At 67.4% G+C, this 25981-nt stretch carries 19 protein-coding genes and 1 pseudogene; 9 read left to right on the top strand and 11 right to left on the bottom strand.

The features are described from left to right. Positions 1–661 precede the first annotated feature (661 nt). Complete coding sequence (locus tag OCH239_RS14120; RefSeq protein ID WP_037263954.1) at positions 662–2194, bottom strand: acyl-CoA carboxylase subunit beta; 1533 nt, start codon at positions 2192–2194, stop codon at positions 662–664. A gap of 172 nt (positions 2195–2366) precedes the next feature. Here OCH239_RS14120 and OCH239_RS14115 point away from each other — a divergent pair, with 172 nt between their 5' ends. Both OCH239_RS14115 and OCH239_RS14110 read left to right on the top strand, forming a co-directional pair. Beyond that, positions 2367–3593 carry a multidrug effflux MFS transporter gene (locus OCH239_RS14115; protein WP_037263951.1) on the top strand — a complete coding sequence of 409 codons (1227 nt, stop codon included), beginning with the start codon at positions 2367–2369 and terminating at the stop codon, positions 3591–3593. 72 nt (positions 3594–3665) lie between these two features. Then, positions 3666–5063, top strand: coding sequence for a helix-turn-helix domain-containing protein (locus OCH239_RS14110; protein WP_037263948.1), 1398 nt, complete (start codon positions 3666–3668; stop codon positions 5061–5063). A 7-nt stretch (positions 5064–5070) separates the two neighbouring features. Here the strand turns inward: OCH239_RS14110 and OCH239_RS14105 are convergent, their stop codons facing one another. The 5 genes from OCH239_RS14105 to OCH239_RS14085 are packed head-to-tail and all read right to left on the bottom strand — an operon-like array spanning position 5071 to position 8956. After that, entirely contained in the window at positions 5071–5769 is a 699-nt protein-coding gene (locus OCH239_RS14105; RefSeq protein ID WP_084782478.1) for an N-acetylmuramoyl-L-alanine amidase, read from the bottom strand. Then, a complete protein-coding gene (locus tag OCH239_RS14100; RefSeq protein WP_037263943.1) occupies positions 5733–6431 on the bottom strand; it encodes a hypothetical protein in 699 nt (232 codons plus the stop codon). Before OCH239_RS14100 ends, OCH239_RS14105 begins: the two co-directional genes overlap by 37 nt. Positions 6432–6464: 33 nt before the next feature. Further along, positions 6465–7955 carry an Asp-tRNA(Asn)/Glu-tRNA(Gln) amidotransferase subunit GatA gene (gatA, locus tag OCH239_RS14095; RefSeq protein ID WP_037263942.1) on the bottom strand — a complete coding sequence of 497 codons (1491 nt, stop codon included), beginning with the start codon at positions 7953–7955 and terminating at the stop codon, positions 6465–6467. Beyond that, positions 7952–8242 (bottom strand): Asp-tRNA(Asn)/Glu-tRNA(Gln) amidotransferase subunit GatC, encoded by a 291-nt coding sequence (gene gatC / locus OCH239_RS14090; protein ID WP_037263939.1) that lies wholly within the window; start codon positions 8240–8242, stop codon positions 7952–7954. Before gatC ends, gatA begins: the two co-directional genes overlap by 4 nt. 39 nt (positions 8243–8281) lie before the next feature. Beyond that, complete coding sequence (locus OCH239_RS14085; protein WP_037263937.1) at positions 8282–8956, bottom strand: ceramidase domain-containing protein; 675 nt, start codon at positions 8954–8956, stop codon at positions 8282–8284. A gap of 140 nt (positions 8957–9096) precedes the next feature. Here OCH239_RS14085 and OCH239_RS14080 point away from each other — a divergent pair, with 140 nt between their 5' ends. The 3 genes from OCH239_RS14080 to OCH239_RS14070 all read left to right on the top strand — a co-directional run bounded on the left by OCH239_RS14080 (position 9097) and on the right by OCH239_RS14070 (position 13179). After that, complete coding sequence (locus OCH239_RS14080; protein ID WP_037263935.1) at positions 9097–9789, top strand: metal-dependent hydrolase; 693 nt, start codon at positions 9097–9099, stop codon at positions 9787–9789. 146 nt (positions 9790–9935) lie between these two features. After that, on the top strand, positions 9936–11240 hold the full coding sequence (locus tag OCH239_RS14075; protein ID WP_037263933.1) for an O-acetylhomoserine aminocarboxypropyltransferase/cysteine synthase family protein: 1305 nt from the start codon (positions 9936–9938) through the stop codon (positions 11238–11240). A 313-nt stretch (positions 11241–11553) separates the two neighbouring features. Beyond that, positions 11554–13179 (top strand): PRC-barrel domain-containing protein, encoded by a 1626-nt coding sequence (locus OCH239_RS14070; protein ID WP_037263931.1) that lies wholly within the window; start codon positions 11554–11556, stop codon positions 13177–13179. 108 nt (positions 13180–13287) lie between these two features. Here OCH239_RS14070 and OCH239_RS14065 read toward each other — a convergent pair whose 3' ends face one another. Beyond that, positions 13288–14190: a fructose bisphosphate aldolase gene (locus tag OCH239_RS14065; RefSeq protein ID WP_037263929.1), complete on the bottom strand. Its 903-nt coding sequence runs from the start codon at positions 14188–14190 to the stop codon at positions 13288–13290. A 146-nt stretch (positions 14191–14336) separates the two neighbouring features. Then, the gene (locus tag OCH239_RS14060) at positions 14337–15089 is read right to left on the bottom strand and encodes a cytochrome c biogenesis CcdA family protein (protein ID WP_037263927.1); all 753 of its coding nucleotides are present in this window, start codon (positions 15087–15089) and stop codon (positions 14337–14339) included. 94 nt (positions 15090–15183) lie between these two features. Between OCH239_RS14060 and OCH239_RS14055 the strand changes: the two genes are divergently transcribed. Further along, positions 15184–15405, top strand: a complete 222-nt coding sequence (locus OCH239_RS14055; protein WP_037263924.1) for a sulfurtransferase TusA family protein — start codon at positions 15184–15186, stop codon at positions 15403–15405. A 69-nt stretch (positions 15406–15474) separates the two neighbouring features. Here the strand turns inward: OCH239_RS14055 and OCH239_RS14050 are convergent, their stop codons facing one another. Together OCH239_RS14050 and OCH239_RS14045 are read right to left on the bottom strand one after the other, a co-directional pair. Further along, entirely contained in the window at positions 15475–18177 is a 2703-nt protein-coding gene (locus OCH239_RS14050) for an Rne/Rng family ribonuclease (RefSeq protein WP_037263922.1), read from the bottom strand. 523 nt (positions 18178–18700) lie between these two features. Continuing rightward, positions 18701–19648, bottom strand: a pseudogene (locus tag OCH239_RS14045) (NAD(P)-dependent oxidoreductase); the annotation flags it as partial. Positions 19649–19697: 49 nt separating this feature from the next. On the opposite strand from OCH239_RS14045, the gene OCH239_RS14040 reads away from it, so the two are divergent. The 3 genes from OCH239_RS14040 (at position 19698) to mdoH (ending at position 25390) form a co-directional block, all read left to right on the top strand. Further along, positions 19698–22166 (top strand): penicillin acylase family protein, encoded by a 2469-nt coding sequence (locus OCH239_RS14040; RefSeq protein WP_037263917.1) that lies wholly within the window; start codon positions 19698–19700, stop codon positions 22164–22166. 123 nt (positions 22167–22289) lie between these two features. Then, the gene (locus tag OCH239_RS14035; protein ID WP_037263915.1) at positions 22290–23483 is read left to right on the top strand and encodes an MFS transporter; all 1194 of its coding nucleotides are present in this window, start codon (positions 22290–22292) and stop codon (positions 23481–23483) included. 92 nt (positions 23484–23575) lie between these two features. Then, on the top strand, positions 23576–25390 hold the full coding sequence (mdoH, locus tag OCH239_RS14030; protein ID WP_244430358.1) for a glucans biosynthesis glucosyltransferase MdoH: 1815 nt from the start codon (positions 23576–23578) through the stop codon (positions 25388–25390). A gap of 186 nt (positions 25391–25576) precedes the next feature. Here the strand turns inward: mdoH and OCH239_RS14025 are convergent. Then, positions 25577–25981, bottom strand: a 405-nt coding sequence (locus tag OCH239_RS14025) for an esterase-like activity of phytase family protein (protein ID WP_037263912.1), incomplete at its 5' end; no start/stop codon positions are given.

Raw genomic sequence — 25981 nt, 5'->3', positions numbered from 1 at the left:
AATGCAGAAGTGGCGCATCGTGTCCGGGATACAACGCCGTTGCAACAATCCGCTCACGTATGTCGCCAGTGACGGAACCCGCGCCGCCGGTCGTCAACGCGCGCACGCTTGGCGTGTCTCCACGGCCCTGCGCCACTTTCGCGATGTCTGAATTAGGATTGGAATTGTGGCAGTCCCGGCCCCCTTTCGGGTCTCCTCCCGCCGGGACTGCGCAAGCGCGGGTCTGGCCCGCTACCTCTGTCGTTCTTCGGATCGTGCGGCGACTCATGTCGCGCTCCGTTCCTTTTGCGCCCATGTCAGCCACCGGGCGCGATGGCGCGGCGAGGACAGAAGCGCACCGATATCGGCGTCGAGCCCGTCATACCGATGCCCGTTCACAACGCGGCCACCGGCGCAAATGCTCAAACCTTCACCGGTTTGTGAAATCAGTACCACAGGAGCGAAACCGCGCAAGCCCTTCATTGCACGCCACAGATCCTGCCTCACGGCACGCGCCAGCCGCCCTGCCCGTGCAGGGGGAAAATCGCTCCGTGCCATGCAATCGAAACGTGGTGGCCAGATCCTTGCATGGACCAGCCAGCCGTCACCGGAGGTAACGAACCATCCGTGACGCCGGACCGGCGCCGGACCCCAATTCTCTGCGACAGGTCTCTCCATCGGATCAGAGCGGGATGTTGTCGTGCTTCTTCCACGGGTTCGAGAGCTTCTTGCCCCGAAGCGCCGCGAAAGCCCGGCTCACCCGCCGACGGGTCGAGCGCGGCTGGATCACCTCGTCGATGAAGCCCTTCTCGGCCGCGACGAAGGGGTTCGCGAACCGGTCCTCGTATTCCTTCGTGCGCGCGGCGATCTTCTCGGGATCGCCAAGCTCGGAGCGGTAGAGGATCTCGGTCGCGCCCTTGGCGCCCATCACCGCGATCTCGGCGGTCGGCCAGGCGTAGTTGAAGTCGCCGCGCAGGTGCTTCGAGGCCATCACGTCGTAGGCGCCCCCATAGGCCTTGCGCGTGATCACCGTGACCTTCGGCACCGTCGCCTCGCCATAGGCGAAGAGCAGTTTGGCCCCGTGCTTGATGACGCCGCCATATTCCTGGCCGGTGCCGGGCAGGAAGCCGGGCACGTCCACGAAGGTCAGGATCGGGATCTCGAACGCGTCGCAGAAGCGTACGAACCGCGCGGCTTTACGGCTCGAATCGATGTCGAGGCATCCTGCGAGCACCATGGGCTGGTTCGCGACGACGCCGACGGTCTGCCCTTCGAGCCGGATGAAGCCCGTCACCATGTTCTTGGCGAACTCTTCCTGGATCTCGTAGAAATCGCCCTCGTCGGCGACCTTCTCGATGAGCTCCTTCATATCATAGGACGTGTTGGCGTTCTCGGGGATCAGCGTGTCGAGGCTCGCTTCCTGCCGCCCCGGCTCGTCGAAGAACGGCCGGACGGGGGGCTTCTCGCGGTTCGAGAGCGGCAGGAAGTCGACGAGACGACGCACTTCGGCGAGCGCCTCGACGTCGTTCTCGAAGGCCCCGTCCGCGACGGAGGACTTGCGTGTATGGGTGGTCGCGCCGCCAAGCTCTTCGGCCGTGACGACCTCGTTGGTCACCGTCTTCACCACGTCGGGGCCGGTCACGAACATGTAGGAGCTGTCCTTCACCATGAAGATGAAGTCGGTCATCGCCGGGGAATAGACCGCGCCGCCCGCGCAGGGGCCCATGATGACGCTGATCTGCGGGATGACGCCCGAGGCCATGATGTTGCGCTGGAAGACCTCGGCATAGCCGGCGAGCGAGGCGACGCCCTCCTGAATGCGCGCGCCGCCCGAATCGTTGAGCCCGATCACCGGCGCGCCGTTCTGCATCGCCATATCCATGATCTTGCAGATCTTCTGCGCGTGGGTCTCGGACAGCGAGCCACCGAACACGGTGAAGTCCTGGGAGAAGACATAGACCTGCCGGCCGTTGATCGTGCCCCAGCCGGTCACGACGCCGTCGCCGTAGGGGCGCTGTTTCTCCATGTCGAAATCGGTGCAGCGATGGGCGACGAACATGTCGAACTCTTCGAAGGAGCCCTCGTCCACCAGGAGGTCGATGCGCTCGCGCGCGGTGAGCTTGCCCTTGGAATGCTGCGCGTCGATCCGCTTCTGACCGCCGCCCAGCCGGGCCTCCGCGCGGCGCTCCTCGAGTTCCTGGAGAATGTCCTTCACGTGCCCGCTCCCTGAGATTTCCTCGGCCGGAACATACAAGCGACGCTTGCGCCCTCAAGTGGAATTGTGCGAATTTGCAAATTCAGCATATAGCTCCGCCACCAAACTGCAAAGGCGCAAAGACATTCGCGCGAGATGGACAGGTCCCGCCCGCCGACCTAGACCGAAATGCATGTCCAATTTGCCGAATGCCCGGTTTCTAGACCGCAGCACCCCGCCCCATATCGCCACGCTGATCCTGCTGTCCGGCCTCTCGGCGCTGGCCATGAACATCTTCCTGCCGAGCCTGCCCGGCATGGCGGAGTATTTCGACACGGAATACCGGCTCGTGCAGCTCTCGGTCGCGGTCTATCTCGGGGTGAACGCGGCGCTTCAGATCGTCATCGGACCAGTCTCGGACAAGCTCGGGCGCCGGCCCGTCATCCTCGGCGGGATCGGCATCTTCATCCTCGCGACGATCGGGTGCATCTTCGCCTCGAGCATCTACGTCTTCCTCGTCTTCAGGATGATCCAGGCGACCGTGGTGACGGCGATGGTGCTCGGCCGGGCGGTGGTGCGCGACATGGTCCCGCAGGACCGCGCCGCGTCGATGATCGGCTACGTCACGATGGGCATGGCGCTGGTGCCGATGATCGCGCCCGCAATCGGCGGGGTGCTCGACCAGGCGTTCGGATGGAAGGCCAACTTCTGGCTGATGCTCGCCACGGGCTTCCTGATGTTCTGGCTCACCTGGAAGGATCTCGGCGAGACCGCCGCCCCGTCGGGCCTGAGCCTCGGGCAGCAGTTCCGGGAATATCCCGAGCTTCTGACATCGCCCCGCTTCTGGGGATACTCGCTCGCCGCGGGCTTCTCTTCGGGCGCGTTCTTTTCCTATCTCGGCGGCGCGCCCTTCGTCGGCTCGGAAGTCTTCGGCCTCGACCCTGCGACGCTCGGCATCTATTTCGGCGCGCCCGCGGTCGGTTACGTTCTCGGCAACTGGGCGTCCGGGCACTTCTCGGCCTCGGTCGGGGTCAACCGCATGGTGATGATCGGCGCGGGCATCAACGCCGCGGGCGTCACCGCTTCGATGCTGGTCTTCGCGAGCGGCCACGGCTCGGCGCTCAGCTTTTTCGGCTTCATGTGTTTCGTCGGCCTCGGCAACGGCATGACCATCCCGAACGCCACCGCCGGCGCACTGTCCGTCCGGCCGCACCTCGCCGGGACCGCCTCGGGGCTTGCCGGAGCAATCATGATCGGCGGCGGCGCCGCACTGTCGGCGCTGGCGGGTGCGCTGCTGCATCCCGGCACCGGACCATGGCCGCTGCTCTGGATCCAGCTCATCACGGCGGCCTGCGGCGTGATCGCCATCCTCGTCGTCATCCGCCGCGAGAGACAGCTCGAGGGCGCCGGGCCCGCCTGAGCGCGCGGCGCCTCTGGTCATCGCGCCGCAAATTTGCAGAACTGCGCCTGACACCCTGCAAAGGCGCAAACTATGCCCGTCCAGAAACTCTATGCCGGAGCCAAGCTGCGCGACCTGCGCGGGCGGCTGACGCTCACCCAAAAGGACTTCGCCGCAAAGCTCGGCGTGTCGCTGCCGTATCTCAACCAGATGGAGAACAACAACCGGCCGGTCAGCACCACTGTCCTACTGGCACTTGCGCAGGAATTCGGGTTCGACGTCACCGAGCTCGGACAGGGGGATGCGGAGCGGCTCATCACCGACATGCGCGAGGCACTGGCCGACCCGGTCTTTTCCGAAACGCCCCCGCTTGCCGATCTTCGGCTCACCGCTTCGAACGCTCCGGCCTTCGTGCGCGCGTTTCTCGAACTGCACCGCGCCTACCGGCAGACCCACGAGCGGCTCGCCTCGCTCGACGAGGCGCTCGGGCGCGAAGGCTCCCAGCTCCAGCCCTCCCCATGGGAGGAAGTGCGCGACTTCTTTCATTATTGCGACAATTACATCGACGCGATGGACCGCGCGGCGGAGCGCTACGCGCAACTCGCCGAGGGAGAGCCGAACCTGCGGGAGGCCGCGATCCGGCGCCTCGGCGCGCGCGGCGTCTCGGTCGCGCTCGCCGATACACACGATCTGAGGCGCTTCGATCCAGAGGTGGGCGTCCTCACGCTCTCCTCCCGCGCGCCGCACGAGACGCAGTCCTTCCAGCTGCTGCTGCAGGTCGCACTTCTCGACTACGATGCGCTGCTCGAGGCAACGCTGGACCTCGCCCGCTTCCAGTCGGAGGCGGCCCGCGCCATCGCGAAGATCGGTCTCGCGAACTATTTCGCGGGGGCGGCGCTGATGCCCTATCGCGCCTTCCTCGCCGCGGCGCAGGAGGACCGTCACGACCTCGAGCGGCTGGCGCTGCGGTTCGGCGCCTCGATCGAACAGGTGGCGCACCGGCTCTCGACGCTGCAACGTCCCGGTGCCAAGGGGATCCCGTTCTTCTTCGTGCGCGTCGACCAGGCCGGGACGATCACCAAGCGGCATTCCGCGACGCGGCTCCAGTTCGCGCGGTTCGGCGGTGCCTGCCCGCTCTGGAACGTCCACCGCGCCTTCGAGACGCCGGGGCGGTTCCTGCGCCAGCTGGCCGAGACGCCGGACGGCGTGCGCTACATCTCGCTCGCGCGCGATGTCTCGAAGCCGGGCGGGCATTTCGGCGCGCCGGTCCGGCGCTACGCCATCGCGCTCGGCTGCGAGGTCGCCCATGCGGGCGCGCTCGTCTATGCCGACGGAATGGACGTGACGCGCGCCGGCGCCTTTGAGCCGATCGGCATCTCCTGCCGGATCTGCGAGCGCAAGGAGTGCCACCAGCGCTCTGTGCCTCCGCTCGAGCGCAAGCTCAGCATCCAGCCGGAGCGCAGGGGCACCCTGCCCTACGAGGTGGAGTGAGCGACGCTCAGGTCTCGGCCGCCGGCCAGCGCGCGGCGAGATCCGCGACGAGGCCGCCATCGGTGTCGTCGCGGGGGCAGTGGGCATGGGGGCGGAAGCGCATTCGGAAAGCGGCCAGCAGATCGTCCTCCTGCCCTTCATTCCAGCGGTAGCCCGCCCGGCGCGCATCGGCCTCGAAATCGCCGGACGTACCCGCTTCGGGCCAGACCGAGAGGCCGCGCCGCGCCAGGCGCCGCCAGTCGAAGCGCGGGCCGGGATCGACCTTGCGCCCGAGCGCCATGTCCGAATGCCCGATCACCCGCTCAGGCGCGACCTGCCACCGCGCGAGAATGCCCGCGAGCAGCGTCTCGAGGGCGATCATCTGCAGCTCTCCGAAGGGCTGGCCGCCGTCATTGGCGAGCTCGATGCCGATGGAGCGTGAATTGAGGTCGGTGAGACCGCCCCAGGCGCCCTGCCCGGCATGCCAAGCGCGCGCCTCTTCGTCGACGAGCTGCCAGATCCGGCCGCGTTCGGAGATCAGGTAATGCGCCGATACGCCCGAGGCCGCGTCGCAGAGGCGGGAGAGCGCCTCCTCGGCGGTTCTCATGTTCGTGTAGTGAAGAACGACGTGATCGGGTCTTGCGCCCCCGCGCCTCTCCCCGAAATTCGGGGAGGGATGCGGGACCGGGATCAGCCGCGGCTCCGCCGGAACGGCGTAGGATCCCAGCCGCAGGCGAAGCCGTCGCCATCGGCGTCGAGGCCCTCACGGTCGCGCTGGGGTCCGCCTGCCTGAAGGAAGGCTTCCTGCGCAAGATCGTCCGACGCGTAGGCCGTGCAGTTGCGCTGCTCGCGCGCCTTGGAGGCGAAGGCGCTCCGGCTGTAAACCGGCTCGCCCACATTGTTTGTGCTCGAGAGCGCATATGCCACGACGTTCACGGCATCCGTCGGCCGCGAGGGCAGCGGCTCCGGCGCGACCGCGGTGTACTGCGCCTGGTTCTGCTGCACGAGCGCGGCGTCCTCCTCGATCGAGCGCTGGTTCGCCACCGCGTCGAAATCGTTCTCGTTCGAGATGCCGACCGAGTTGGTCACCGGCGCAGGTGCCGGACCGCCCGAGACCGGCCCCGAATTGCCGGTGCCGTCGATCGCCGCCGCGGCCATCGCGGCGATGTCGTCGCCGCCGCTGCCGCCCTGATCGAGGCTCGAGCTCTGGATATTCTCGGGCGCGTCGATCCGGCCTGTTCCGGGCTGCGTGCGGCCTTCGAGCTGCGCGTCGACCTGGGACCGGCGCGACTGGTCGTAGCTCTCGAACCCGACGACGTCGTTCGGAGCGGTCGGCGTGCAGGCGACGAGGCCGAGGCACGCCGCCGAGGAGAGAAGAAGAAGCCGCATGAGCAGACCCTCAGAATTCCGTCGCGGGACGGGTTACCACCATTTGGAGGGCTTTGCCACAAAACCCGCAGCCTGTTCCAGCGCATACGCGGTGTTGAGCAGATCGCCCTCCTCCCACGGCTTGCCGATGAGCTGCAGCCCGAGCGGAAGCCCGGAGCCGTCGCGGCCCGCGGGCACGGAGATGCCCGGCAGCCCGGCGAGGTTCACCGTCACCGTGAAGACGTCGTTGAGATACATCTGCACCGGATCGGCATCCGCCATCTCGCCGAGGCCGAAGGCCGCCGAGGGCGTTGCCGGCGTCAGGATCGCGTCGACGCCCTCCGCGAAAACGTCCTCGAAGTCCTTCTTGATCAGCGTCCGGACCTTGCGCGCGCGGTTGTAATAGGCGTCGTAGAAGCCCGCCGACAGCACGTAGGTGCCGACCATCACGCGGCGCTGAACCTCGGGACCGAAGCCCTCGGCGCGGGTCTTTTCGTACATGTCGACGATGCCGTCGCCCTGCGAAAGCTTGGCGCGATGGCCGTAGCGCACGCCATCGTAGCGCGCGAGGTTGGACGACGCCTCGGCCGGCGCGATCACGTAATAGGTCGGCAGCGCGTATTTGGTGTGCGGCAGCGAGATGTCCTTCACCGTCGCGCCGGCATCCTCGAGCATCTTGCGGCCCTCGGCCCAGAGATCCTCGATCTCCTTCGGCATGCCCTCCATGCGGTATTCGCGCGGGATGCCGATGGTCTTGCCGCGCACGTCGCCGGTCAGCATCGCTTCGAAATCCGGCACTTCGAGGTCGGCGGAGGTCGAATCCTTCGGATCGTGTCCGGCCATGGCCTTGAGGAGGATCGCCGCGTCGCGCACGTCCTTGGTCATCGGCCCGGCCTGATCGAGCGAGGAGGCGAAGGCGATGATGCCCCAGCGCGAGCAGCGCCCGTAGGTCGGCTTGAGCCCGGTGATCCCGGTGAAGGCGGCAGGCTGCCGGATCGAGCCGCCGGTATCGGTGCCAGTCGCCGCAAGGCAGAGATCTGCCGCGACCGCCGCCGCCGAGCCACCCGAGGAGCCGCCGGGCGTCAGTTCGGCCTCGTCGTTGCCGCGCCGCCAGGGGTTCACCGCGTTGCCGTAGGCGCTCGTCTCGTTCGACGAGCCCATGGCGAACTCGTCCATGTTGAGCTTGCCGAGCATCACCGCGCCGTCGCCGAAAAGCTGGCTCGTGACCGTGCTTTCGTATTCGGGACGGAACCCTTCGAGGATCCGGCTCGCCGCCTGGCTCGGCACGCCTTGCGTGCAGAAGAGGTCCTTGATCCCCATTGGCACACCGCAGAGGTCGGGCGCATCGCCGGACTGCAGCCGCTTGTCCGCCGCGGCGGCCATCTCGCGCGCCTTCTCGGGCGTCTTGTGGGCGAAGGCCCCGAGCGCGTCCGCGCCGTCGATCGCGGTCAGGCAGGCCTCTGTCAGCTCCGCGCTCGTCACCTCGCCGCGGCGGAGCGCGTCGCGCGCCCCCGCCAGCGTCATCTTCGTCAGTTCGGCACTCATTCCACCACCTTCGGCACGGCAAAGAAGCCCTCGCGCGCATCGGGCGCGTTCGACAGGACCTTCTCGGGCATTCCCCCGTCGGTCACCTCGTCCTCGCGCCGCTTCAGGCGCATGGGCGTGACCGACACCATCGGCTCGACGCCCTCCACATCCACTTCCTGAAGCTGCTCGATGAAGCCGAGAATGGCGCCGAATTCCTGCGCGAGCGCGGGCAGCGCGTCGTCGGCGACCCGGATGCGGGCGAGCTTGGCGACGCGCGCGGCGGTCTCTGTGTCGATCTCGGACATGGGGGCTCCCTTTCGGTCGGGGTCTCGTCGGTCCCGCCTTTACCGCCGCGCCCGGGCGCCCGCAAGGCGGCCGGGGGCCTCTTCCACGTGACGGACGTAGACGAGGATCATCCAGCCGAGCATCCAGGCGTTGAGCACGTGCCAGAGGAAATGCGTGCCGGGCGGCACTGCGCCGCAGAGCGGCTCGTCGAGCGTGCGGGCCGCGATCGAGAGGCAGAGCAGGCCCGCGCCGAGCGCGAGACCGCGCGCCGTCGCCGGAGCGCGGCCGGCGAGGAACGCGGCATGGAGGAAGATGAGCAGCGGCACGGGGACGTATCCCGCCGAACCGCCGAGCGCCTCCCGGAACGGCAGCACCTGCGCGAGCGCCATCATCGCCGGAACCGAGAGCGCGGTCAGCAGGGTGGCGATCCACCGCCCCTGCCCCCAGAAATCGCGGTGCGAGGCATAGATGTAGATCACGATGTAGCCGAGGATCGGCAGGACATCCGCCAGCGCCGCCCAGGCCTGCGCGAATGTGTGGAAGAGCCCTGAACCGATCCCGATCAGGACCAGGACGATTGCCAGCGCCCGCGCCTTCGGCAGACCGCCGGTCCTCCGCCAGACAAGCAGCGCCGCGAGAATGAAGGCGAGGTTCGTCACCGCGTTCACGGGCTCGGCCCAGAGGCCCGGCCCCATCCGCTCGCAATATCCGTCGACTGCCCGTGTCCAGTCCATCTTCACCTCTCAGCGGTCCCGGACCGGTCCGTGCAAGGGCGGGGAGCATCCGATCCTTCCGTGCCGGACACCCTCTGCGGTCGACCGGACCCTTGCGCAGATTAGCTGTGCAGCCGAACACGTCCACGAGGAGACATTTCATGAAGATCATCTGGCTCGGCCATTCCTCCTTCCGCTTCGAGATCTGCGACGCGGTCATCCTTCTCGACCCCTGGCTCGGTGGCAATCCGAGCTTTCCCGACGAGAAACGCGCCGAGGCGGTAAAAGGCGCGACGCACATCCTGCTGACCCATGGCCATTTCGACCACGCGAGCGAAGTGGTGGACCTCGCCAAGGAGCTTTCGGTACCGGTCATCGGTCAGTTCGACCTGATGCAGCACTGGGAGAACAACGAAGGGCTCGAGACCGTCGGCTTCAACAAGGGCGGCACGGTCGAGGTCGGACCGGCGAAGGTCACGATGGTGCACGCCACCCATTCCTCGACCATGCCGGGGCCGCACGGTCCGGTCTCCACGGGCTCGGAGGCGGGCTACATGATCGAGGCCGAGGGCCACACGATCTACGTGTCGGGCGACACCGACGTGATGGCGGACATGGGCGTCTTCCAGGCGCTGCACGAACCCGACATCGGCATCCTCTGCGCCGGCGGGCACTTCACCATGGACATGAAGCGGGCGGCCTACGCGGCGAAGACCTACTTCGACTTCAAGACCGTCATCCCCTGCCACTACAAGACCTTCCCCGCGCTCGAGCAATCGGCGGACAAGCTCAAGGAGGCGCTTCCCGGCGTCGACGTGATCGAGCCCGAGGTTATGTCGGCCATCGAGATCTGATTCCGCTGCCCTGCGAGGGCCATTCGCTCGGAAACCCTCGCAGGGCTGCGCTTCGGCGCGGGCCACCCGACCGCAGCCTGATTGCCGTCGGCCCGCGCCTCTGACTATCCTTCCCTCGGGACACGGAACCCCGAGGGAGGACCCACATGACCGATACCCCGAGCTACGGCTTCGACACCCTGCAGGTGCATGCCGGCGCGCGCCCCGATCCCGCGACCGGCGCGCGGCAGACCCCGATCTACCAGACCACGGCTTACGTCTTTCGCGATGCCGAGCACGCGGCGGCGCTCTTCAACCTTCAGGAAGTCGGGTTCATCTACTCGCGCCTGACCAACCCCACCGTCGCGGTGCTGCAGGAGCGCATGGCGACGCTCGAGGGCGGCGCGGGCGCGGTCTGCTGCTCGTCGGGACATGGCGCGCAGATCATGGCGCTCTTCCCGCTCATGGCGCCCGGCTGCAACGTCGTCGTCTCGACGCGCCTCTACGGCGGCACCGTCACGCAGTTCAGCCAGACCATCCGGCGCTTCGGCTGGTCGGCGAAGTTCGTCGATTTCGACGACGAGGACGCGGTCCGCGCCGCCATCGACGATGACACCCGCGCGATCTTCTGCGAATCGATCGCGAACCCGGGCGGCTACATCACCGATCTCGACGCGATCGGGAAGATCGCGGACGATGCGGGCCTGCCGCTCATCGTCGACAACACCTCGGCCACGCCGTATCTCTGCCGCCCCATCGAGCACGGCGCGACGCTCGTCGTGCATTCGCTGACGAAGTTCCTGACCGGCAACGGCACCGTCACCGGCGGGGTCGTCGTCGATTCCGGCAAGTTCGACTGGTCCGCCTCTGGCAAGTTCCCCTCGCTCTCCGAGCCCGAGCCCGCGTATCACGGCCTCAAGTTCCACGAGACCTTCGGCCCGCTCGCCTTCACCTTCCACGGCATCGCCATCGGTCTGCGCGATCTCGGCATGACGCTGAACCCGCAGGCGGCGCATTACACCCTGATGGGGATCGAGACCCTGTCGCTGCGCATGAGGAAGCATTGCGAGAATGCCGAGCGAGTCGCCGGCTGGCTCGAGGGCCACGAGGCGGTCAAGGCGGTGACCTATGCGGGCCTTCCCTCCTCGCCCTGGCACGACCGCATGTCACGGATCTGCCCCAAGGGCGCCGGCGGGATCTTCACCGTCGCGCTGAGGGACGGCTACGAGGCCTGCGTCAAGTTCGTGGACAGTCTCGAGCTCTTCAGCCACGTCGCGAACCTTGGCGACACGCGGAGCCTCGTCATCCATTCGGCCTCGACGACGCACCGGCAGCTCACGCCCGAACAGCAGGAGGCGGCGGGGGCGGCGCCGGATGTCGTGCGCATCTCGATCGGGATCGAGGATGCGGACGATCTCATCCGCGACCTCGACCAGGCACTTGCGAAATCCGCGCGGTCTGCCGCGGCCTGACCCCCCGCCCCGCGATCCGCGAGGTCGCGGGGCAGTCATCTGGCACGAATTCTGCCTCTGCCGTGAAAAAATCCGAGGAACGAAATCGCGTGTGGACGCACGCGATCCATCGTCCTGCCATGACGCCATTTTTGCGCGTTCTGCGCCGCGGAAATTTTGACCGACGCGGATCAGAGACAGGCCTAACCCACAATAAAATTGGGGTTTTTCGCCGATCGGCCAGAAATGCAGGCGGAACATCGCCGCCATGCCACCGTTCTCTGATCAGCCCCCAGCCGATCGCACCGATGTGAAAGAATTTGAGGACGATTACATGAAGACTTCCCTGCAACGCCTTCTGCTCAGCACCGCGCTGACCATTCCCGCCATGGCCGGACCGGCCCTGGCCCAGAGCTCCGACCAGCCCTGCGAAGAGCTCGGCACGATGATCGAGAACGGCATCCCCGAAGATGTCTCGATGACCGAAGAGGATCTCCGGAGCGTCGTCGAGGACGGCGAAGCGGAAGCCTGCGAGACGCAGCTGACCCAGCTCGAAGATGCGATGTCCGAGCAGGACAGCGATCAGGCGAGCGCAGAGGACAGCGACGAAGCCACCGCTGAAGCCGAAGCACAGGTCGCGGAGCGCGAGCAGACCACGATTCAGATCGACGAGGAGCGCGTGGTCGAAGGCATCGTCCGTCTGCAGCGCGAGGCCCCGCAGGTCGATGTCGAGGAAGGCGAGGCGCAGGTGACCGTCCAGGGCGGCAATCCCGAAGTGAGCGTCGAGCAGCAGCAGCCGGAGATCACCGTCCGCCAGCCGCAGGCGACCGTGACGATGGAGATGCAGCAGCCGACCATCACCATCGACCAGCCGGCGCCCGAGATCATCATCACCATGCCGGACCCGAACGTGAACGTCGCCAATGCCGAGCCGCAGGTCGACGTCCAGCAGGGTGAGCCCACGATTTCGGTGAGCCAGGCGCCGCCGCAGGTGAATCTCGACCTTCGCGTCGTGGAGAATGCCGACGCGACCGGCGAAGGCGTTCAGGTCGAGGACGAGCAGTCCGGCACCTCCTATGCGGAAGGCGAGGCGCAGGAGCTTCAGCCGCTCGACAACGCCCAGGTCAACGTGACGCAGTCCGAGCCGCAGATCACCTACGAGCAGGCCTCGAATTCGGACGGCGGCGAGTCCTCCTCGGACGGCTCTAACGCGACGGTCAACGTCACGAGCGCCGGCCAGCCGACGGTGAACTACGAATCTTCCGAGCCGCAGATCGACTTCTCGATGGCCGGCGAGCCGCAGATCCAGTTCAACCAGAGCGGCGAGCCCAAGGTCACCATGCAGACCGGGCAGTCGGAGAACGGCGAGCAGTCGAACTCCGATCAGAGCGACGCCTCGAACAGTGATCAGCAGCAATCGTCGGGTGACGACCAGCAGACGGCCGAGGCCCAGTCGGGCGACATGCAGTCGGACGATCAGCAGAATGCGGAGAGCCAGGCGTCGGACACGCAATCCACCGATCAGGAGACGGCCGACGCGCAATCCGCCGAAGCGCAATCCGAAGACGCGCAGATGGCCAGCGACCAGTCCGGCGACATGCAGTCGGGTGATGAGCAGAGCGCCGATGCCGCAACTTCGGGATCGGGCCTCGACATCCAGGTCGACGGCTACGAGGCCGTTGCGGCGAGCGAGGTGAACAACGACATGCTCACCGACACCGCTCTCTACAACCAGGAGAACGAACGTATCGGCGACATCGACGAAGTGGTGACCGGTGATGGCTCGGGCATCGAGCGTATCGTCGTCGCGGTCGGCGGCTTCCTCGGCCTTGGCGAGCGTCAGGTCGCGCTGAACCTCGACGAGATGCAAGTCATGCAGGCGACCGAAGGTGATGACGTGCGCGTCTACACCAACATGACCCGCGAAGAGCTCGAGAACATGGAGCGTTACGAGGGCTGATCGCCTCTCTTTCGGAAACCAAAAGAAAGGGCCGGCTTTTCGCCGGCCCTTTTCACGTTCCGCGGGGCATTAGCACCGGGGAGCGCAATGCCCCCGGGCACGCGGGGGTCACACCGATGCGCGGTAGATCTTGTCGATATTCGCGCCGAGCGCCGCGTTGAACTCCTCGTCCGATTGCTGGCGCGAGAGGCCCTCGGTCAGGGCCCGGCTGAAGCTCGCGATCATCTTGGAGTTCTTCGAGAGCCGCTCGCAGGCCTCGTCGGTCGAGTATCCGCCCGAGAGCGCCACAACGCGCAGCACGCGCGGATGGTCGGCGAGCTTGTCGTAGAGGCCGGCCTCGGACGGGATCGTGAGCTTCAGCATCACCGTCTCGTCGTCGCCGAGCTGGCCGAGCTTTTCGTAGATCGCGTCGCGCAGCAGCACCTCGGCCTCGGCCTTGGTCTCGGAATGGATGTCGACCTCGGGCTCGATGATCGGCACGAGACCCGCATCCGTGACCATCTTCGCAACCTCGAACTGCTGGTCGACCACCGCCTGGATCCCGTCCGCGTTGGCCTCGAGGATCACCGAGCGCTCCTTGGTGCCGAAGACGCCGAATTCGCGCGCCTCGCCAAGCAGGGTTTCGAGCCCGGGCATCGGCTTCATGATCTGCGCGCCGTTCTCCGTCTCGGCGAGGCCCTTGTCGACCTTGAGGAACGGCACGATGCCGCGGTCGTTCCAGAGCAGATCCGCAACCGGCTTGCCCTCGATCTCGCCGCGCATGGTGCGCTCGAAGAGGATTGCGCCGAGCACCTTCTCGGCGGTGAAGTCGGGCGCCGTGACGATCCGCGCGCGCATCTCGTGGATGAGCGCGAACATCTCCTCCTCGCCGTCGTACTGGTCTTCCTCGATGCCGTAGAGGCGCAGCGCCTTGGGGGTGGAGCCGCCCGACTGGTCGAGCGCGGCGATGAAGCCCTTGCCCGTCTCCATACGGCGGGCCATCTCGGCGAATGCGGCGGTATCCTTGGCCATGATCGCGGTCACTTTCCTCGTCAGAACACGTTGTCGCACATGTCCTACGCGATGGTTCGTGACGTGGATAGAGAGCCGCACGCCTTTTAACGCTAACGGTTCAGCATGCCTTTGCAGGACGTTGCGACCCTGCCCTCCAGGCGCGGTCAGCCCAGGGTGGCGAGGGCCGGGAAGGTCTCGAGAAGCCAGAAGGACAGCGCCGAGAAGGCCCCTGTCAGGAGCGCCAGACCGACGGCGACGAGCAGAACGCCCATGACGCGCTCGATCACCGCCATGTGACGCTTCATGCGGTTCATGAGCCCCATGGCCCGGCTGAGGAACAGCGCGGCGAGGAGGAAGGGGATGCCGAGCCCCGCCGCGTAGACCCCGAGCAGCAGGGTGCCGCGGGTCACGTTCGCCTCCGAGGCGGCGAGCGACAGGATCGCGCCGAGCTGCGGGCCGATGCAGGGCGTCCAGCCGAAGGCGAAGGCGAGGCCGAGGATGTAGGCGCCGAAGGCCGACCCGCCGTTGTCGCCGGCCTCGAACCGCGCCTCCTGGTCGAGGAACGGAATACGGAAGAGGCCGAGGAAGTGCAGCCCGAAGACGATCACCACAACGCCCGCGATCCGGCTCAGCAGCACCTGGTTCTGCAGGAAGAACGCCCCGAACGCCGACGCCGTGAAGCCGAGCAGCACGAAGACCGTCGAGAGGCCGAGCACGAAGAAGAGCGCCGCCATGCCCGCCTTGGCCCGGGCCGATCCGCCGGCCTGCATCTCGGTCACCGACACGCCCGACATGAAGGCGAGGTAGGGCGGCACGATGGGCAGAACGCAGGGGCTGAGGAACGAGATCACGCCTGCGACCAGCGCCACCAGCATGGCGGGAAGGAGCCCCGCGTCGATGATCTCGATTCCGAACATGTCCAACGTCCTAGGCGATCCGCGGGGCGGCGTCACGGGGCCTGCGGTCACGGCTGCGTGGACAAGCTGTCACATAAAGCCTAATTCCGGCCGCATGACACAGGATCTCGACGCGACCGGCCTCCTCTGCCCCCTGCCCGTTCTCAAGGCGCGGAAACGCCTCGCCGCGTTGACGAGCGGGGATTGCCTGCGCGTGGTGACGGACGATCCCGCGGCGATCATCGACATGCCGCATTTCTGCGCCGAGGCGGGGCACGCGCTCGAGGACAGCAGCGAGGACGGCGCGCGGATGATCTGGCTCATCCGCAAAGCCTGACATTCCGCGCATGAAAAAACGCCCCGAAGAGAGATCTCCGGGGCGTTTCATGTCGGTCGGGTGCCGGGCTCAGAGGCCGAGCGACCACCAGCCCCGCTTCTTGGGCTTGGGCTTATCCTCGGTCTCCTCCGGCTCCGAAGCCTCTTCCGCCGGAACCGATCCGTTCGCTCCGTTGCCGTGCGACGCGGCGTGGGCCGGCTTGGCGGCTTCGGGCTCCGGCTCGCTCGCCGCGGGCTCTTCCGAGGCCGCCTGCGGCTCCTCGGGAGCGGCAGCAGCGGACGGTGCGGCCTCGACCGGGGTCTCTGCTGCCGGTTCCGCCTCCTGCGGCGCTTCCGCCGCTGTCACCTCGTCCGGCGTCGTCTCGGGCCCTGCGGCTTCGGTCGGCGCTGCCTCGGGGGCCGGGCTGTCCGTGCCCTCAGCGACACTCTCCGCCGCGCTTTCGGGCGCCGTCTCGGCGGCCGGCTTCTTGCGGCTCCGCGACCGGCTGCGGCGCTTCTTGGGCTTGTCTTCGGTCTCGGCGTCGTCCGACGCCTCTGTCACCGCGCCGTCGTCACCCGGGGAGTTCCCGGCTTCCGCCGCTTCCGCGGGCTGCTCGGCCTGGCTCTCGCCGCCATCGCTCTCGAGCGATTGCTGCGCGTCCGCCTGACTGCCCTCGCCGTTGGTCTTGGACTTCCGGCGGCGGCGACGGCGGCGCTTCTTGGGCTTGCCCTCGCCGTTCTCGTCCCCCTCAGACTCGGCGGCCACCTGTTCCTGCGGCGCGGGAGCTTCGGCCGGATCGACCTCCTGCTCCTCCTCGTCGTCCCAGGCGTTGTCGATGTCCTCCATCAGGGAGCTGTCGCCGACGACCACGGGCGCGACCACTTCAGGCACGTTGCGCGTGGCAGTCTTGAACTTCTCCATCTGGAAGTCGGGGCTCACCAGCGCCGGATCGCCCTCGACGCGCACGGACATGCCGTAGCGCATCTCGATGCCGGCGATATGCTCACGCTTCTGGTTGATCAGGAAGTTGGCGATGCCAACGGGGCACTTGACCAGCACCTCGCGCGAGCGGCGGCGCACGCCCTCTTCCTCGATCTGGCGCAGCACCTGCAGCGCCATGTTGTCGTCCGAGCGGATGAGGCCGGTGCCGTGGCAGGCGGGGCACGGCTGCGTCGTCGCCTCGATCATGCCGGGGCGCAGGCGCTGGCGGCTCATCTCGAGGAGGCCAAAGCCCGAGATGCGGCCGACCTGGATCCGGGCACGGTCGGTCTTGAGCTTTTCCTTCAGCTTCTTCTCGACGGCGGCGTTGTTCTTGCGCTCGTCCATGTCGATGAAGTCGATCACGATGAGGCCCGCGAGGTCGCGCAGGCGCAGCTGCCGCGCCACTTCCTCGGCCGCCTCGAGGTTGGTCTTGACCGCCGTGTCCTCGATCGAGCCTTCCTTGGTGGCCCGGCCGGAGTTCACGTCGATCGCCACCAGCGCCTCGGTCACGCCGATCACGATGTAGCCGCCCGACTTCAGCTGGACCGTCGGGTTGAACATGGAGCTGAGATAGCTCTCGACCTGGTGCCGCGCGAAAAGCGGCATCTGGTCGGCGTAGTGCTTCACGTTCTTGGCGTGGGACGGCATGATCATCTTCATGAAGTCCTTGGCGATGCGGTAACCCCGCTCGCCCTCCACGAAGACCTCGTCGATGTCGCGGTTGTAGAGGTCGCGGATCGACCGTTTGATCAGATCACCTTCCTCGTAGATCTTCGCCGGCGCGATCGATTTCAGCGTCAGCTCGCGGATCTGCTCCCAGAGGCGCTGGAGATATTCGTAGTCGCGCTTGATCTCGGTCCGGGTGCGCTTGGCGCCCGCCGTGCGGATGATGAGACCCGCGCCCCGCGGCACGTCGATCTGGCCCGCGATCTCCTTGAGCTTGGAGCGGTCGGCGGCGTTGGTGATCTTGCGGGAGATGCCGCCGCCGCGGGCGGTGTTCGGCATGAGAACGCAATAGCGGCCGGCGAGCGACAGGTAGGTGGTGAGCGCCGCGCCCTTGTTGCCGCGCTCTTCTTTGACGACCTGAACCAGGAGGATCTGGCGGACCTTGATGACTTCCTGGATTTTGTACTTGCGCGGCCGGGGTTTCCGCGGCGGGCGGATGTCCTCGGGGGTGTCGTCGTCGGCGACGGATTCGATGCTGTCGTCGTCGGCGCGGGCAGGCCCGTCGGCCTTCGCCGCCTCGTCCTCGACGGACGCCTTGTCACCCTCGGAACCCTCGTCGTCCGGCTCCTCGACGGGCGTCTCGGGCACCGTCTCCATGGGGGAGAGACCCTCGGTGCCCTCGGAACTTGCGTTCTCGGCGGAGCCGTCCTCATCCTCGAGGTCGATCGTCTCCATGCCGCTGATCTGGTCGGGGCTTCTGGTCGCGACCGCGTCGTCGCTGTCGGCCTTCTGCGCCTTGGAGCCGCCGCGGCGGCTGCGCGTGCGCTTGGGCTTCTCGTCTTCCTCCTCGGCGCGGGCCTGCCGCTCTTCCTCTTCCATCAGGGCGAGGCGGTCGGCGACCGGGATCTGATAGTAATCGGGATGAATTTCCGAGAAGGCGAGGAAGCCGTGCCGGTTCCCCCCGTAATCGACGAACGCCGCCTGAAGCGACGGTTCGACCCGCGTCACCTTTGCGAGGTAGATGTTCCCCGCGAGCTGCCGCTTGTTTTCGGATTCAAAGTCGAATTCCTCGACCTTGTTGCCGTCCACCACCACGACGCGGGTTTCCTCCGCGTGGGTGGCGTCGATGAGCATCTTCTTTGCCATATTGTCCGTGTGCACATGACGACAGCGCGCTGCCCCGGCGGGCCCGCGATGCGATCGATGTGTCTTGTCAGGGCGAAACGCGGCGTCGCGGCAGGGGGCGGTGCAAGTGCCGCTCTCGTCTGCCTTGAACTCGTCGCGCGCGTCATCGCGGTTCTTCTCCGACGCATGCGCCTTTCCGGATCCCGGAAGACGGCGTCTGCGCCCGTTCAAGCCCGTCGCTTGGCGCGTTCCGGGCGGTTTGCCTGGCCCCCGTCGGGGGCCGGATCGGTCTGGCGAGGGGAACGGGTCGCTCCACGCTCCGATCGCCAGCGAAACTCGTGAAGCCGGGCGCGCATGACTTTGCGCGCGACACGGCTAGAGGGAACCATAGACCGCGAAACGAGGGAAAGACAATGGCAAATCGTCTGCCGGAACTGGTCGCGGGCGGCCCTCGGAACACGCAGCGTCAGCTCCCGCGCGGTCCGGTTTTCTTATGAGGCCGAGCCGGTTAACGAAAGCTTTCGGCCGCAGGAATCCGATGCCATCAACCCGCCTCGCGCAGCCGCTTGAAGAGGCTCGACGTGTCCCAGCGCCCGCCGCCCATCTTCTGCACGTCCTTGTAGAACTGGTCGACCAGCGCGGTGACGGGCAGCGACGCACCGACCTCGTCCGCGGCCTGAAGGCAGATGCCGAGATCCTTGCGCATCCAGTCGACCGCGAAGCCGTGCTCCCATTTGTCGCCCAGCATGGTTTCGTAGCGGTTCGCCATCTGCCACGATCCCGCGGCGCCCTGGCTGATCACCTCGACCACTGCGCGCCCGTCGAGCCCTGCCTTCTCGGCGAAATGCAGCGCTTCGGACATCCCCTGTACGAGGCCGGCGATGGCGATCTGGTTGCACATCTTGGTCATCTGCCCCGCGCCGCTCTCGCCGATGCGGCGGCAGAGCTTGGCATAGACGTCCATGACCGGCTCGGCGGCGTCGTAATGCGCCTGATCGCCACCGCACATGATCGAAAGCTGGCCGTTCTCGGCGCCCGCCTGGCCGCCCGAGATCGGCGCGTCGACGAATCCAGCGCCTTTCCCGGCGAAGGCTGCGTAGAGTTCCTCGGTCACCTGCGCCGAGACCGTGGTGTGATCGACGAAGATCGCGCCCTGCCCCATGCCCGCCAGCGCGCCGTCGTCACCGTAGCAGACCGACCGCAGGTCGTCGTCGTTGCCGACGCAAGCCATCACGAACTCCGCGCCCTCGGCCGCCTCGCGCGGGGTCGCCGCATGGGTGCCGCCGTGCTCCTTCGCCCAGGCCTCGGCCTTGCTGGCGGTGCGGTTGTAGACCGTCACGTCGTGCCCGGCCTTCTGCAGGTGCCCGGCCATCGGGTAGCCCATGACTCCCAGCCCCAGAAACGCCACCTTCGCCATCGTTCGGTCTCCTTGGAATATCTCTCGCTTCGGGCGAGTTGTCGCAAGGCGCGGCCACTCTTGGCAAGGGCAGGTTCAGGCGATAGGTCGAAGGCCCGTCCGCCTGCAGGAGGAGAGAAAACACATGCGGCTCGTCTTCCGCTGGCTCGTGCGGCTCGCCTCCTTCGCCATCCTGCTGGCCGTGGTCGGCGCCTGTCTCGTCTACTACCTCGCGTCGCGATCGCTGCCCGACTATTCCAAGGATCTGGCGGTCGAGGGCATCTCGGGCGCGGTCGAGATCGTCCGCGACAACTCGGGCGTGCCGCACATCTTCGCGGATGCCGATCGCGACGTCTTCTTCGGATTGGGCTACACCCATGCCCAGGATCGCCTGTGGCAGATGATGCTGATGCGGCGCACGGCGCAGGGGCGGCTCTCCGAGCTCTTCGGCCGGCGGACGGTCGAGACCGACAGCCTGATCCGACGGCTCGACCTCTACACCCTTGCCCGCGCCTCGGTCGAGGACCAGGACCCCGAGACGCTGGAGGCGCTTGAGGCCTATGCCGCCGGCGTCAACGCCCGGATCGACGAGATCAACTCGCGCTCGCTGGGGCGCGGCGCGCCGGAGTTCTTCGTCTTCGACGCGCGGCTGCCGCCATGGCAGCCGGCCGACAGCCTCGCCGTCATCAAGGTCATGGCGCTGCAGCTCTCGGGACATCTCTCCGAGGAGGTGCTGCGCGCCCGCACCTCGCTGGCGCTCGAGGACGAGGACCGGCTCGCCGACATCCTGCCCGACATTCCCGGACGCGGCGTTGCGGCTCTCCCGGAATATGCGAGCCTTGCGCCCGGCGCGAGCCGCAGCGCGGCGCTTCAGCCGGGACCTGAAACGGGCGGCTTTCTCGACATCCTGCCGAGGCGCGGACTGGCCGGCGCCTCGAACGCCTGGGCCGCGAACGCCTCGCGCTCGGCGTCGGGCGGCACGCTGCTGGCGGGCGATCCGCATCTGGGGCTCAGCGCGCCGTCGATCTGGTACCTTGCCCGGATGCAGCTCTCCTCCGGCGGCGTGATCGGCGGCACCATTCCCGGCATACCGGCGGTCATGGTCGGGCGGTCGGAGCGGCTCGGCTGGGCGATCACCTCCTCCTATCTCGACGACCAGGACCTGCACCTCGAAGAGCTGAACCCCGACGACAATCAACAATATCGCACGCCGACCGGCTGGGCCGACTTCCGCACCCGCAAGTCGATCATCGAGATCAGCGATGCCGAGCCGATCACGATCACCCAGCGCTGGACCGAGAACGGACCGGTCCTTCCGGGCTCGGTCTACAACCTCGGCTCGATCACGCCGTCGGGTCACGTCATGTCGCTCTCCTGGACCGCGCTCTCGGGCAACGACACCTCGATGACCGCCGCCATGAACCTGATGCGGTCGGGCAATGTCGAAGAGGCGATCGCCGCTTCGGAAGATTACGTCGCGCCGTCGCAGAACCTCACCCTCGCCGATGCCGAGACGGTCGCGATGAAGACCATCGGCACGATGCCCCGCCGCGCGCCGAACCATCAGAGCGAGGGACGCCTGCCGAGCCCCGGCTGGATCGATGCCAATCGCTGGCAGGGCCGCCTGCCCTACGACGAGAACCCCGAATTCGTGAACCCGGAGGGTGGCATCGTCGGCAACACCAACAACAAGGTCGTCGACCGGCCGTTTCCGCGCCACATGAGCTTCGAGTGGGGCGACAGCCAGCGGGTCATGCGCTGGCGCTCGATGATGCAGGGCCGGGAGGTGCACACCCGCGACAGCTTCATCGAGGCGCAGCTCGACACCGTCTCGCCCGCCGCGCGGACGCTGCTGCCGCTGATCGGCGCCGATCTGTGGTTCACCGGCGAGGCCGCCTCCGAGGGGACGCCCGAACGCCGCCGCCGGCAGGCGCTCGACCTTCTCGCCGAGTGGAACGGCGAGATGAACAAACACATGCCCGAGCCGCTGATCTATGCCGCATGGCTGCGCGCGCTTCAGGACCGGCTCATCCGCGACGAGCTCGGCCCGCTCGCGGACGAGTACGACCATGTCGAGCCGCTCTTCATCGAGCGGGTCTTCCGCGACGTGGACGGGGCCGGCGCATGGTGCGACGTGCGGCGCTCGGCCGCGACGGAAACCTGCACCGACATGGCCCGGCTCGCGCTCGACGACGCGCTGGTCTGGATCGAGGAGCAACACGGCAACTCGCTCGAATCCCTGCGCTGGGGCGAGGCCCATCAGGCGGTCCACGACCACCAGGTGCTCGGGGAGGTTCCGGTGCTGCGCTACTTCGTGAACATCCGCCAGTCGACGAGCGGCGGCGACTTCACGCTGCAGCGCGGCCGCACCTCGGGCCGGGATCCGCACCCGTTCCGGAACGTGCACGCGGCCGGATATCGCGGCGTCTACGATTTTGCCGATCCCGATTCCTCGGTCTTCATCACCTCGACCGGCCAGTCGGGTCATTTCCTGTCTCGGCATTACGACGATCTCGGCCAGCTCTGGCGACGCGGCGAGTATATCCCGATGTCCCTCGATCCGGACCTTGCCCGGGCGGCGTCGGTCGGCGTCACGACGCTCCGCCCCCGGTAGACTCTCGATTGTCGCAACCCCGGCTTCCGCCCCGCCCGCACACCGGCTGTGCAGGCGGGGCACTTGCGTTCACCGCCTGTGCGTTATCTGGACCACGTAACTCCGGAACCCGCAGGTACCCGAATGCTCGCCTTCTTCAAGGAACCCCGCGCGGTGGCGCTGCTGCTCGCCGCCTCGCTGACGATTCTGTCCAACACCGTCATCAGCCCGGCCCTGCCCGGGATCGAGGCGCAGTTCCCCGGAAATCCCAATGCCGAGCTTCTGACCCGTCTCCTGGTGACGGCGCCGAGCCTTCTCGTCGCGATCGTCGCGCCCTTCGCCGGCATGACCGCGGACCGCTTCGGACGGCGGCGGCAGCTCCTCTTCGGCGTGCTGCTCTATGCGATCGCGGGCAGCGCGGGCGCCTATCTGCCAACCCTTCCGCTGATCCTTGCGAGCCGGCTCGTGCTCGGCGTCGCCGTCGCCATCGTGATGACGAGCCAGGCGGCGCTCATCGGCGACTATTTCTCGGGCGCGCGGCGCGGGCGGTTCATGGGTCTCCAGATCGCCGCGGTGAATTTCGGCGGCTTCGCCTTCATCGCGCTCGCCGGATGGCTGGCCGGCATTTCTCCGCGCCTGCCCTTCGCGATCTACGCCATTGGCGCGCTCGTCCTGCCGTTCCTCTGGTGGGCCGTGGTCGAACCCGACCGCACCACAAGCAAAGAGGCCGAGGGACATGAGCCCGAAGAGCTCGGCGCCGATCCCCGCTGGGGCCTGATCCTCGGTATCGTCGTGGTGCTGTCGGGGCTGAGCTTCGTGCTCTTCTACATCATCCCGACGCAGATGCCCTTCTATCTCGCCTCGATCGGCTTCACCGACGCCTCGGCGCCCGCGCAGGTGCTCGCCATGGTCACGCTTGCGGGCGGCGTCGCCGCGCTCGCCTTCGGCACCGTCCGCGCGCGGCTCGGGCGCGGCGCAACCCCGGCGATCGGCTATCTGCTCATGGCCACCGGCTTCGGCATCATGGACATGTCCGAAAGCATGACAATCATCAGCCTCGGCGCGCTGTTCGTCGGCGGCGGTTTCGGCTTCACCATGCCCACCTTCTTCGCCATCGCGCTCGACATCGCGCCGGCGCATCGCCGCGGCTTCGCCTCGGGTGCGATCACCACGAGCATCTTCCTCGGCCAGTTCTTCTCACCGTTCTTCTCGACCCCGCTGGTGAGCTGGCTCGGCTACGCGCATACCTTCGCGGTCGCCTCCGCCGTGCTGGTCGGCATGGCCGTGATCGTCTTCGCGCTCTTCAGCGCCCGCAGCCCGGCTGCCGTAACCGCCTGAAATCGCGCCTCCCCGAGTCCGGATTGAAGCATTCGGACACGAGAATTTCACTGGACTTCGCACCGGGCGCCTCCAAACCGGTGGAGGAAAACGTGACCCGGGGACGTGCCGTGAAGGACATCGCGACATCCGCAAGAGCGACATCGGACCGCCGCGGCGCGGCCTGGATGCAGATGCCGCTGCGGCGCCGCAGGCGCGTCATGCTGACGCTCAATGTCGCAACGGTCGCACTGCTCTTCGCGGCGATGACGACGCTCCTGTCGACCGGCGGGCTTCTCGCCCTCGAGATCGCCATGCTGGCCGCCTACGCCGTCACCCTGCCCTGGCTCTCGATCGGCCTCTGGAACGCGCTCGCCGGCTTCGCGCTCGATCGCCGGCTCGGTCGCGGCGCGGTCACGCTGGTCACGCCCGCCCTGGGCCGCATCGACGGAACGGAGGCGATCACCGCCCGCACCGCGATCGTGATGGCTCTGCGCAACGAGGATCCCGACGCCGCCATCGCCCGGATGCGCCGGCTCGACACCGAGATGGCGCGCACGCCCTGGGCGGGCCGGTTCTCCTTCCACCTCCTCAGCGATACGAGCCGCCTCGACATCGCGGCACGGGAAGAGGCCCTGTTCGCCAAATGGCGCGCCGCCCGCCCGGGAGCCGACATCCACTACCGCCGCCGCAGCGACAATACCGGCTACAAGGCGGGCAACATCGCGGAATTCGTGCATCGCTGGCGCGGCAAATCCGACTTCTTCCTGCCCCTCGACGCCGACAGCGAAATGGGCGCGGGAGCGGTCCTGCGCATGGTCCGCGTGATGCAGGTCTCGCCCGAGCTCGGCATGCTGCAATCGCTCGTCACCGGCCTGCCCTCGCGCTCCTTCTTCACCCGGGCCTTCCAGTTCGGGATGCGCCACGGCATGCGCTCCTACACGCTCGGCTCGGCGTGGTGGCAGGGCGATTGCGGGCCGAACTGGGGCCACAACGTCCTCATCCGTCTCGCCCCCTTCGCCGAGCATTGCATGCTGCCCGTCCTTCCTGGGCGCGGCCCCCTCTCCGGCGCGATCCTGAGCCACGACATGCTCGAGGCGGTGCTGATGCGGCGCGCGGGCTTTGAGGTGCGCGTCATGGCCGAGGAAGGCGACAGCCGCGAGGAGAACCCGCCGAGCCTCGTCGACTTCATCCGCCGCGAGCTGCGCTGGATGAACGGCAACCTTCAATATCTGAAGCTGCTGTCGATGCCCGGTCTCCAGCCCGTCAGCCGGCTGCAGCTTCTTCTCGCCATCCAGATGTATCTCGCCGCGCCCGCTTGGATGCTCTTCGTGCTCTGCGGCGCGGCCCTCGCCGCGAACCCTGCGCAATTCGAGACCGTGCCGCTCTGGATCGGCCTCGGTTTCTTCGCCGTCCTGATGACCCTGACGCTGATGCCGAAGCTCATGGGGCTAGGACAGGTTCTGGCGCATCGCCGCCGCGCCGCGCTCTACGGCGGCCGGATGCGGGTGATCGCCGGCGGCGCGGCCGAGATCGCCTTCTCGATGCTCATCGCACCCGTCGTCGCAACGGCGCTCACCATCTTCATGGCCGGCCTCTGCGCGGGCCGGCGCATCGGTTGGGACGCGCAGCAACGCTCGCGCGAGCGCCTGCGCTGGTCCGAGGCTGCGGCAAGCCTCTGGCCCCAGACCCTGATCGGCGCCGCGCTGACCCTGTGGCTGGTGACCATCGCCCCGTGGACGCTCGCCTTTGCCGCACCGATCGTGCTGGCCCTTATCTGCGCCATTCCGATCGCGGTGATCTCGACCCTTCCCGCGCTCAGCCGCTGGAGCCTCCGGCGCGGCCTCTTCGACATCCCCGAGGATCGCACGAGCCGCCGCGGCAGGTTCGGCGCGGAACATGCCGCCTATCTCGAAGCGGCGGAGTGAGGGGCGCGGCAGGCTGCTCGCCCTCGGTTGCGAAAGGGTGCGGCGGCCGGCCTAGGTGGTTGTCATACGACCACGCGGCTCCGGCTCTTCTCGGGACGCACAGTCCGGCTTTAGACTCGCGGGGTCTTCGCCGCGACCGCCCCGGAAGGTGTATGCGCGCTCGGATCGTGTCCGGGCGCGACTCGTTCAATCGAGTGTGACGCTCCAGAACAGCGTCTCGCCGGAACTGTCGTCTACGCCGTCGTTGTCGATCACCACCCAGGCGGTGCCGTCCTCGGTGATCGCCAGTCCCTCGACCTTGTCGACGACATAGCCGCCGGTCGATTTCAGGTCGGGGATCAGGTCTCGAACGACCTCCTTTTCCACGACCGGAAGCTCACCGCCGAGCGCGGCCGGCTCCAGCCCGTCGAGAGAGACGCGCGTGATCTGCTTGATCGTGGCCGCGGCGCCGATCTGGTTGTCCCGTTCGATAAGGTAGAGCGCGCCGTCGTGGTAGGTGATTTCGGACAGGCCCACCCATCCGGACGATGCCGGCTCGAGTGGGTAATGCACGGCGGACCACTCGCCGGCGTCCGGCGCGTAGCGCAGCAG

This window comes from Roseivivax halodurans JCM 10272 (assembly GCF_000521785.1).
In the GTDB taxonomy this organism is placed as follows: Bacteria; Pseudomonadota; Alphaproteobacteria; order Rhodobacterales; family Rhodobacteraceae; genus Roseivivax; species Roseivivax halodurans.
Note: the sequence above shows the minus strand (reverse complement) of the source record. Positions and strands in the feature narration are given on the sequence as shown.

What these genes read in the sequence shown, in the direction of transcription:
- OCH239_RS14115 (WP_037263951.1), top strand. Translation starts at nt 2,367, where the DNA reads ATGTCCAATTTGCCGAATGCCCGGTTTCTAGACCGCAGCACCCCGCCC.
- OCH239_RS14075 (WP_037263933.1), top strand. Translation starts at nt 9,936, where the DNA reads ATGACCGATACCCCGAGCTACGGCTTCGACACCCTGCAGGTGCATGCC.
- OCH239_RS14050 (WP_037263922.1), bottom strand. Translation starts at nt 18,177, where the DNA reads ATGGCAAAGAAGATGCTCATCGACGCCACCCACGCGGAGGAAACCCGC.
- OCH239_RS14035 (WP_037263915.1), top strand. Translation starts at nt 22,290, where the DNA reads ATGCTCGCCTTCTTCAAGGAACCCCGCGCGGTGGCGCTGCTGCTCGCC.
- gatC (WP_037263939.1), bottom strand. Translation starts at nt 8,242, where the DNA reads ATGTCCGAGATCGACACAGAGACCGCCGCGCGCGTCGCCAAGCTCGCC.
- OCH239_RS14040 (WP_037263917.1), top strand. Translation starts at nt 19,698, where the DNA reads ATGCGGCTCGTCTTCCGCTGGCTCGTGCGGCTCGCCTCCTTCGCCATC.
- OCH239_RS14100 (WP_037263943.1), bottom strand. Translation starts at nt 6,431, where the DNA reads ATGCGGCTTCTTCTTCTCTCCTCGGCGGCGTGCCTCGGCCTCGTCGCC.
- OCH239_RS14055 (WP_037263924.1), top strand. Translation starts at nt 15,184, where the DNA reads ATGACACAGGATCTCGACGCGACCGGCCTCCTCTGCCCCCTGCCCGTT.
- OCH239_RS14110 (WP_037263948.1), top strand. Translation starts at nt 3,666, where the DNA reads ATGCCCGTCCAGAAACTCTATGCCGGAGCCAAGCTGCGCGACCTGCGC.
- OCH239_RS14065 (WP_037263929.1), bottom strand. Translation starts at nt 14,190, where the DNA reads ATGGCCAAGGATACCGCCGCATTCGCCGAGATGGCCCGCCGTATGGAG.
- OCH239_RS14070 (WP_037263931.1), top strand. Translation starts at nt 11,554, where the DNA reads ATGAAGACTTCCCTGCAACGCCTTCTGCTCAGCACCGCGCTGACCATT.
- OCH239_RS14085 (WP_037263937.1), bottom strand. Translation starts at nt 8,956, where the DNA reads ATGGACTGGACACGGGCAGTCGACGGATATTGCGAGCGGATGGGGCCG.
- gatA (WP_037263942.1), bottom strand. Translation starts at nt 7,955, where the DNA reads ATGAGTGCCGAACTGACGAAGATGACGCTGGCGGGGGCGCGCGACGCG.
- OCH239_RS14060 (WP_037263927.1), bottom strand. Translation starts at nt 15,089, where the DNA reads ATGTTCGGAATCGAGATCATCGACGCGGGGCTCCTTCCCGCCATGCTG.
- OCH239_RS14080 (WP_037263935.1), top strand. Translation starts at nt 9,097, where the DNA reads ATGAAGATCATCTGGCTCGGCCATTCCTCCTTCCGCTTCGAGATCTGC.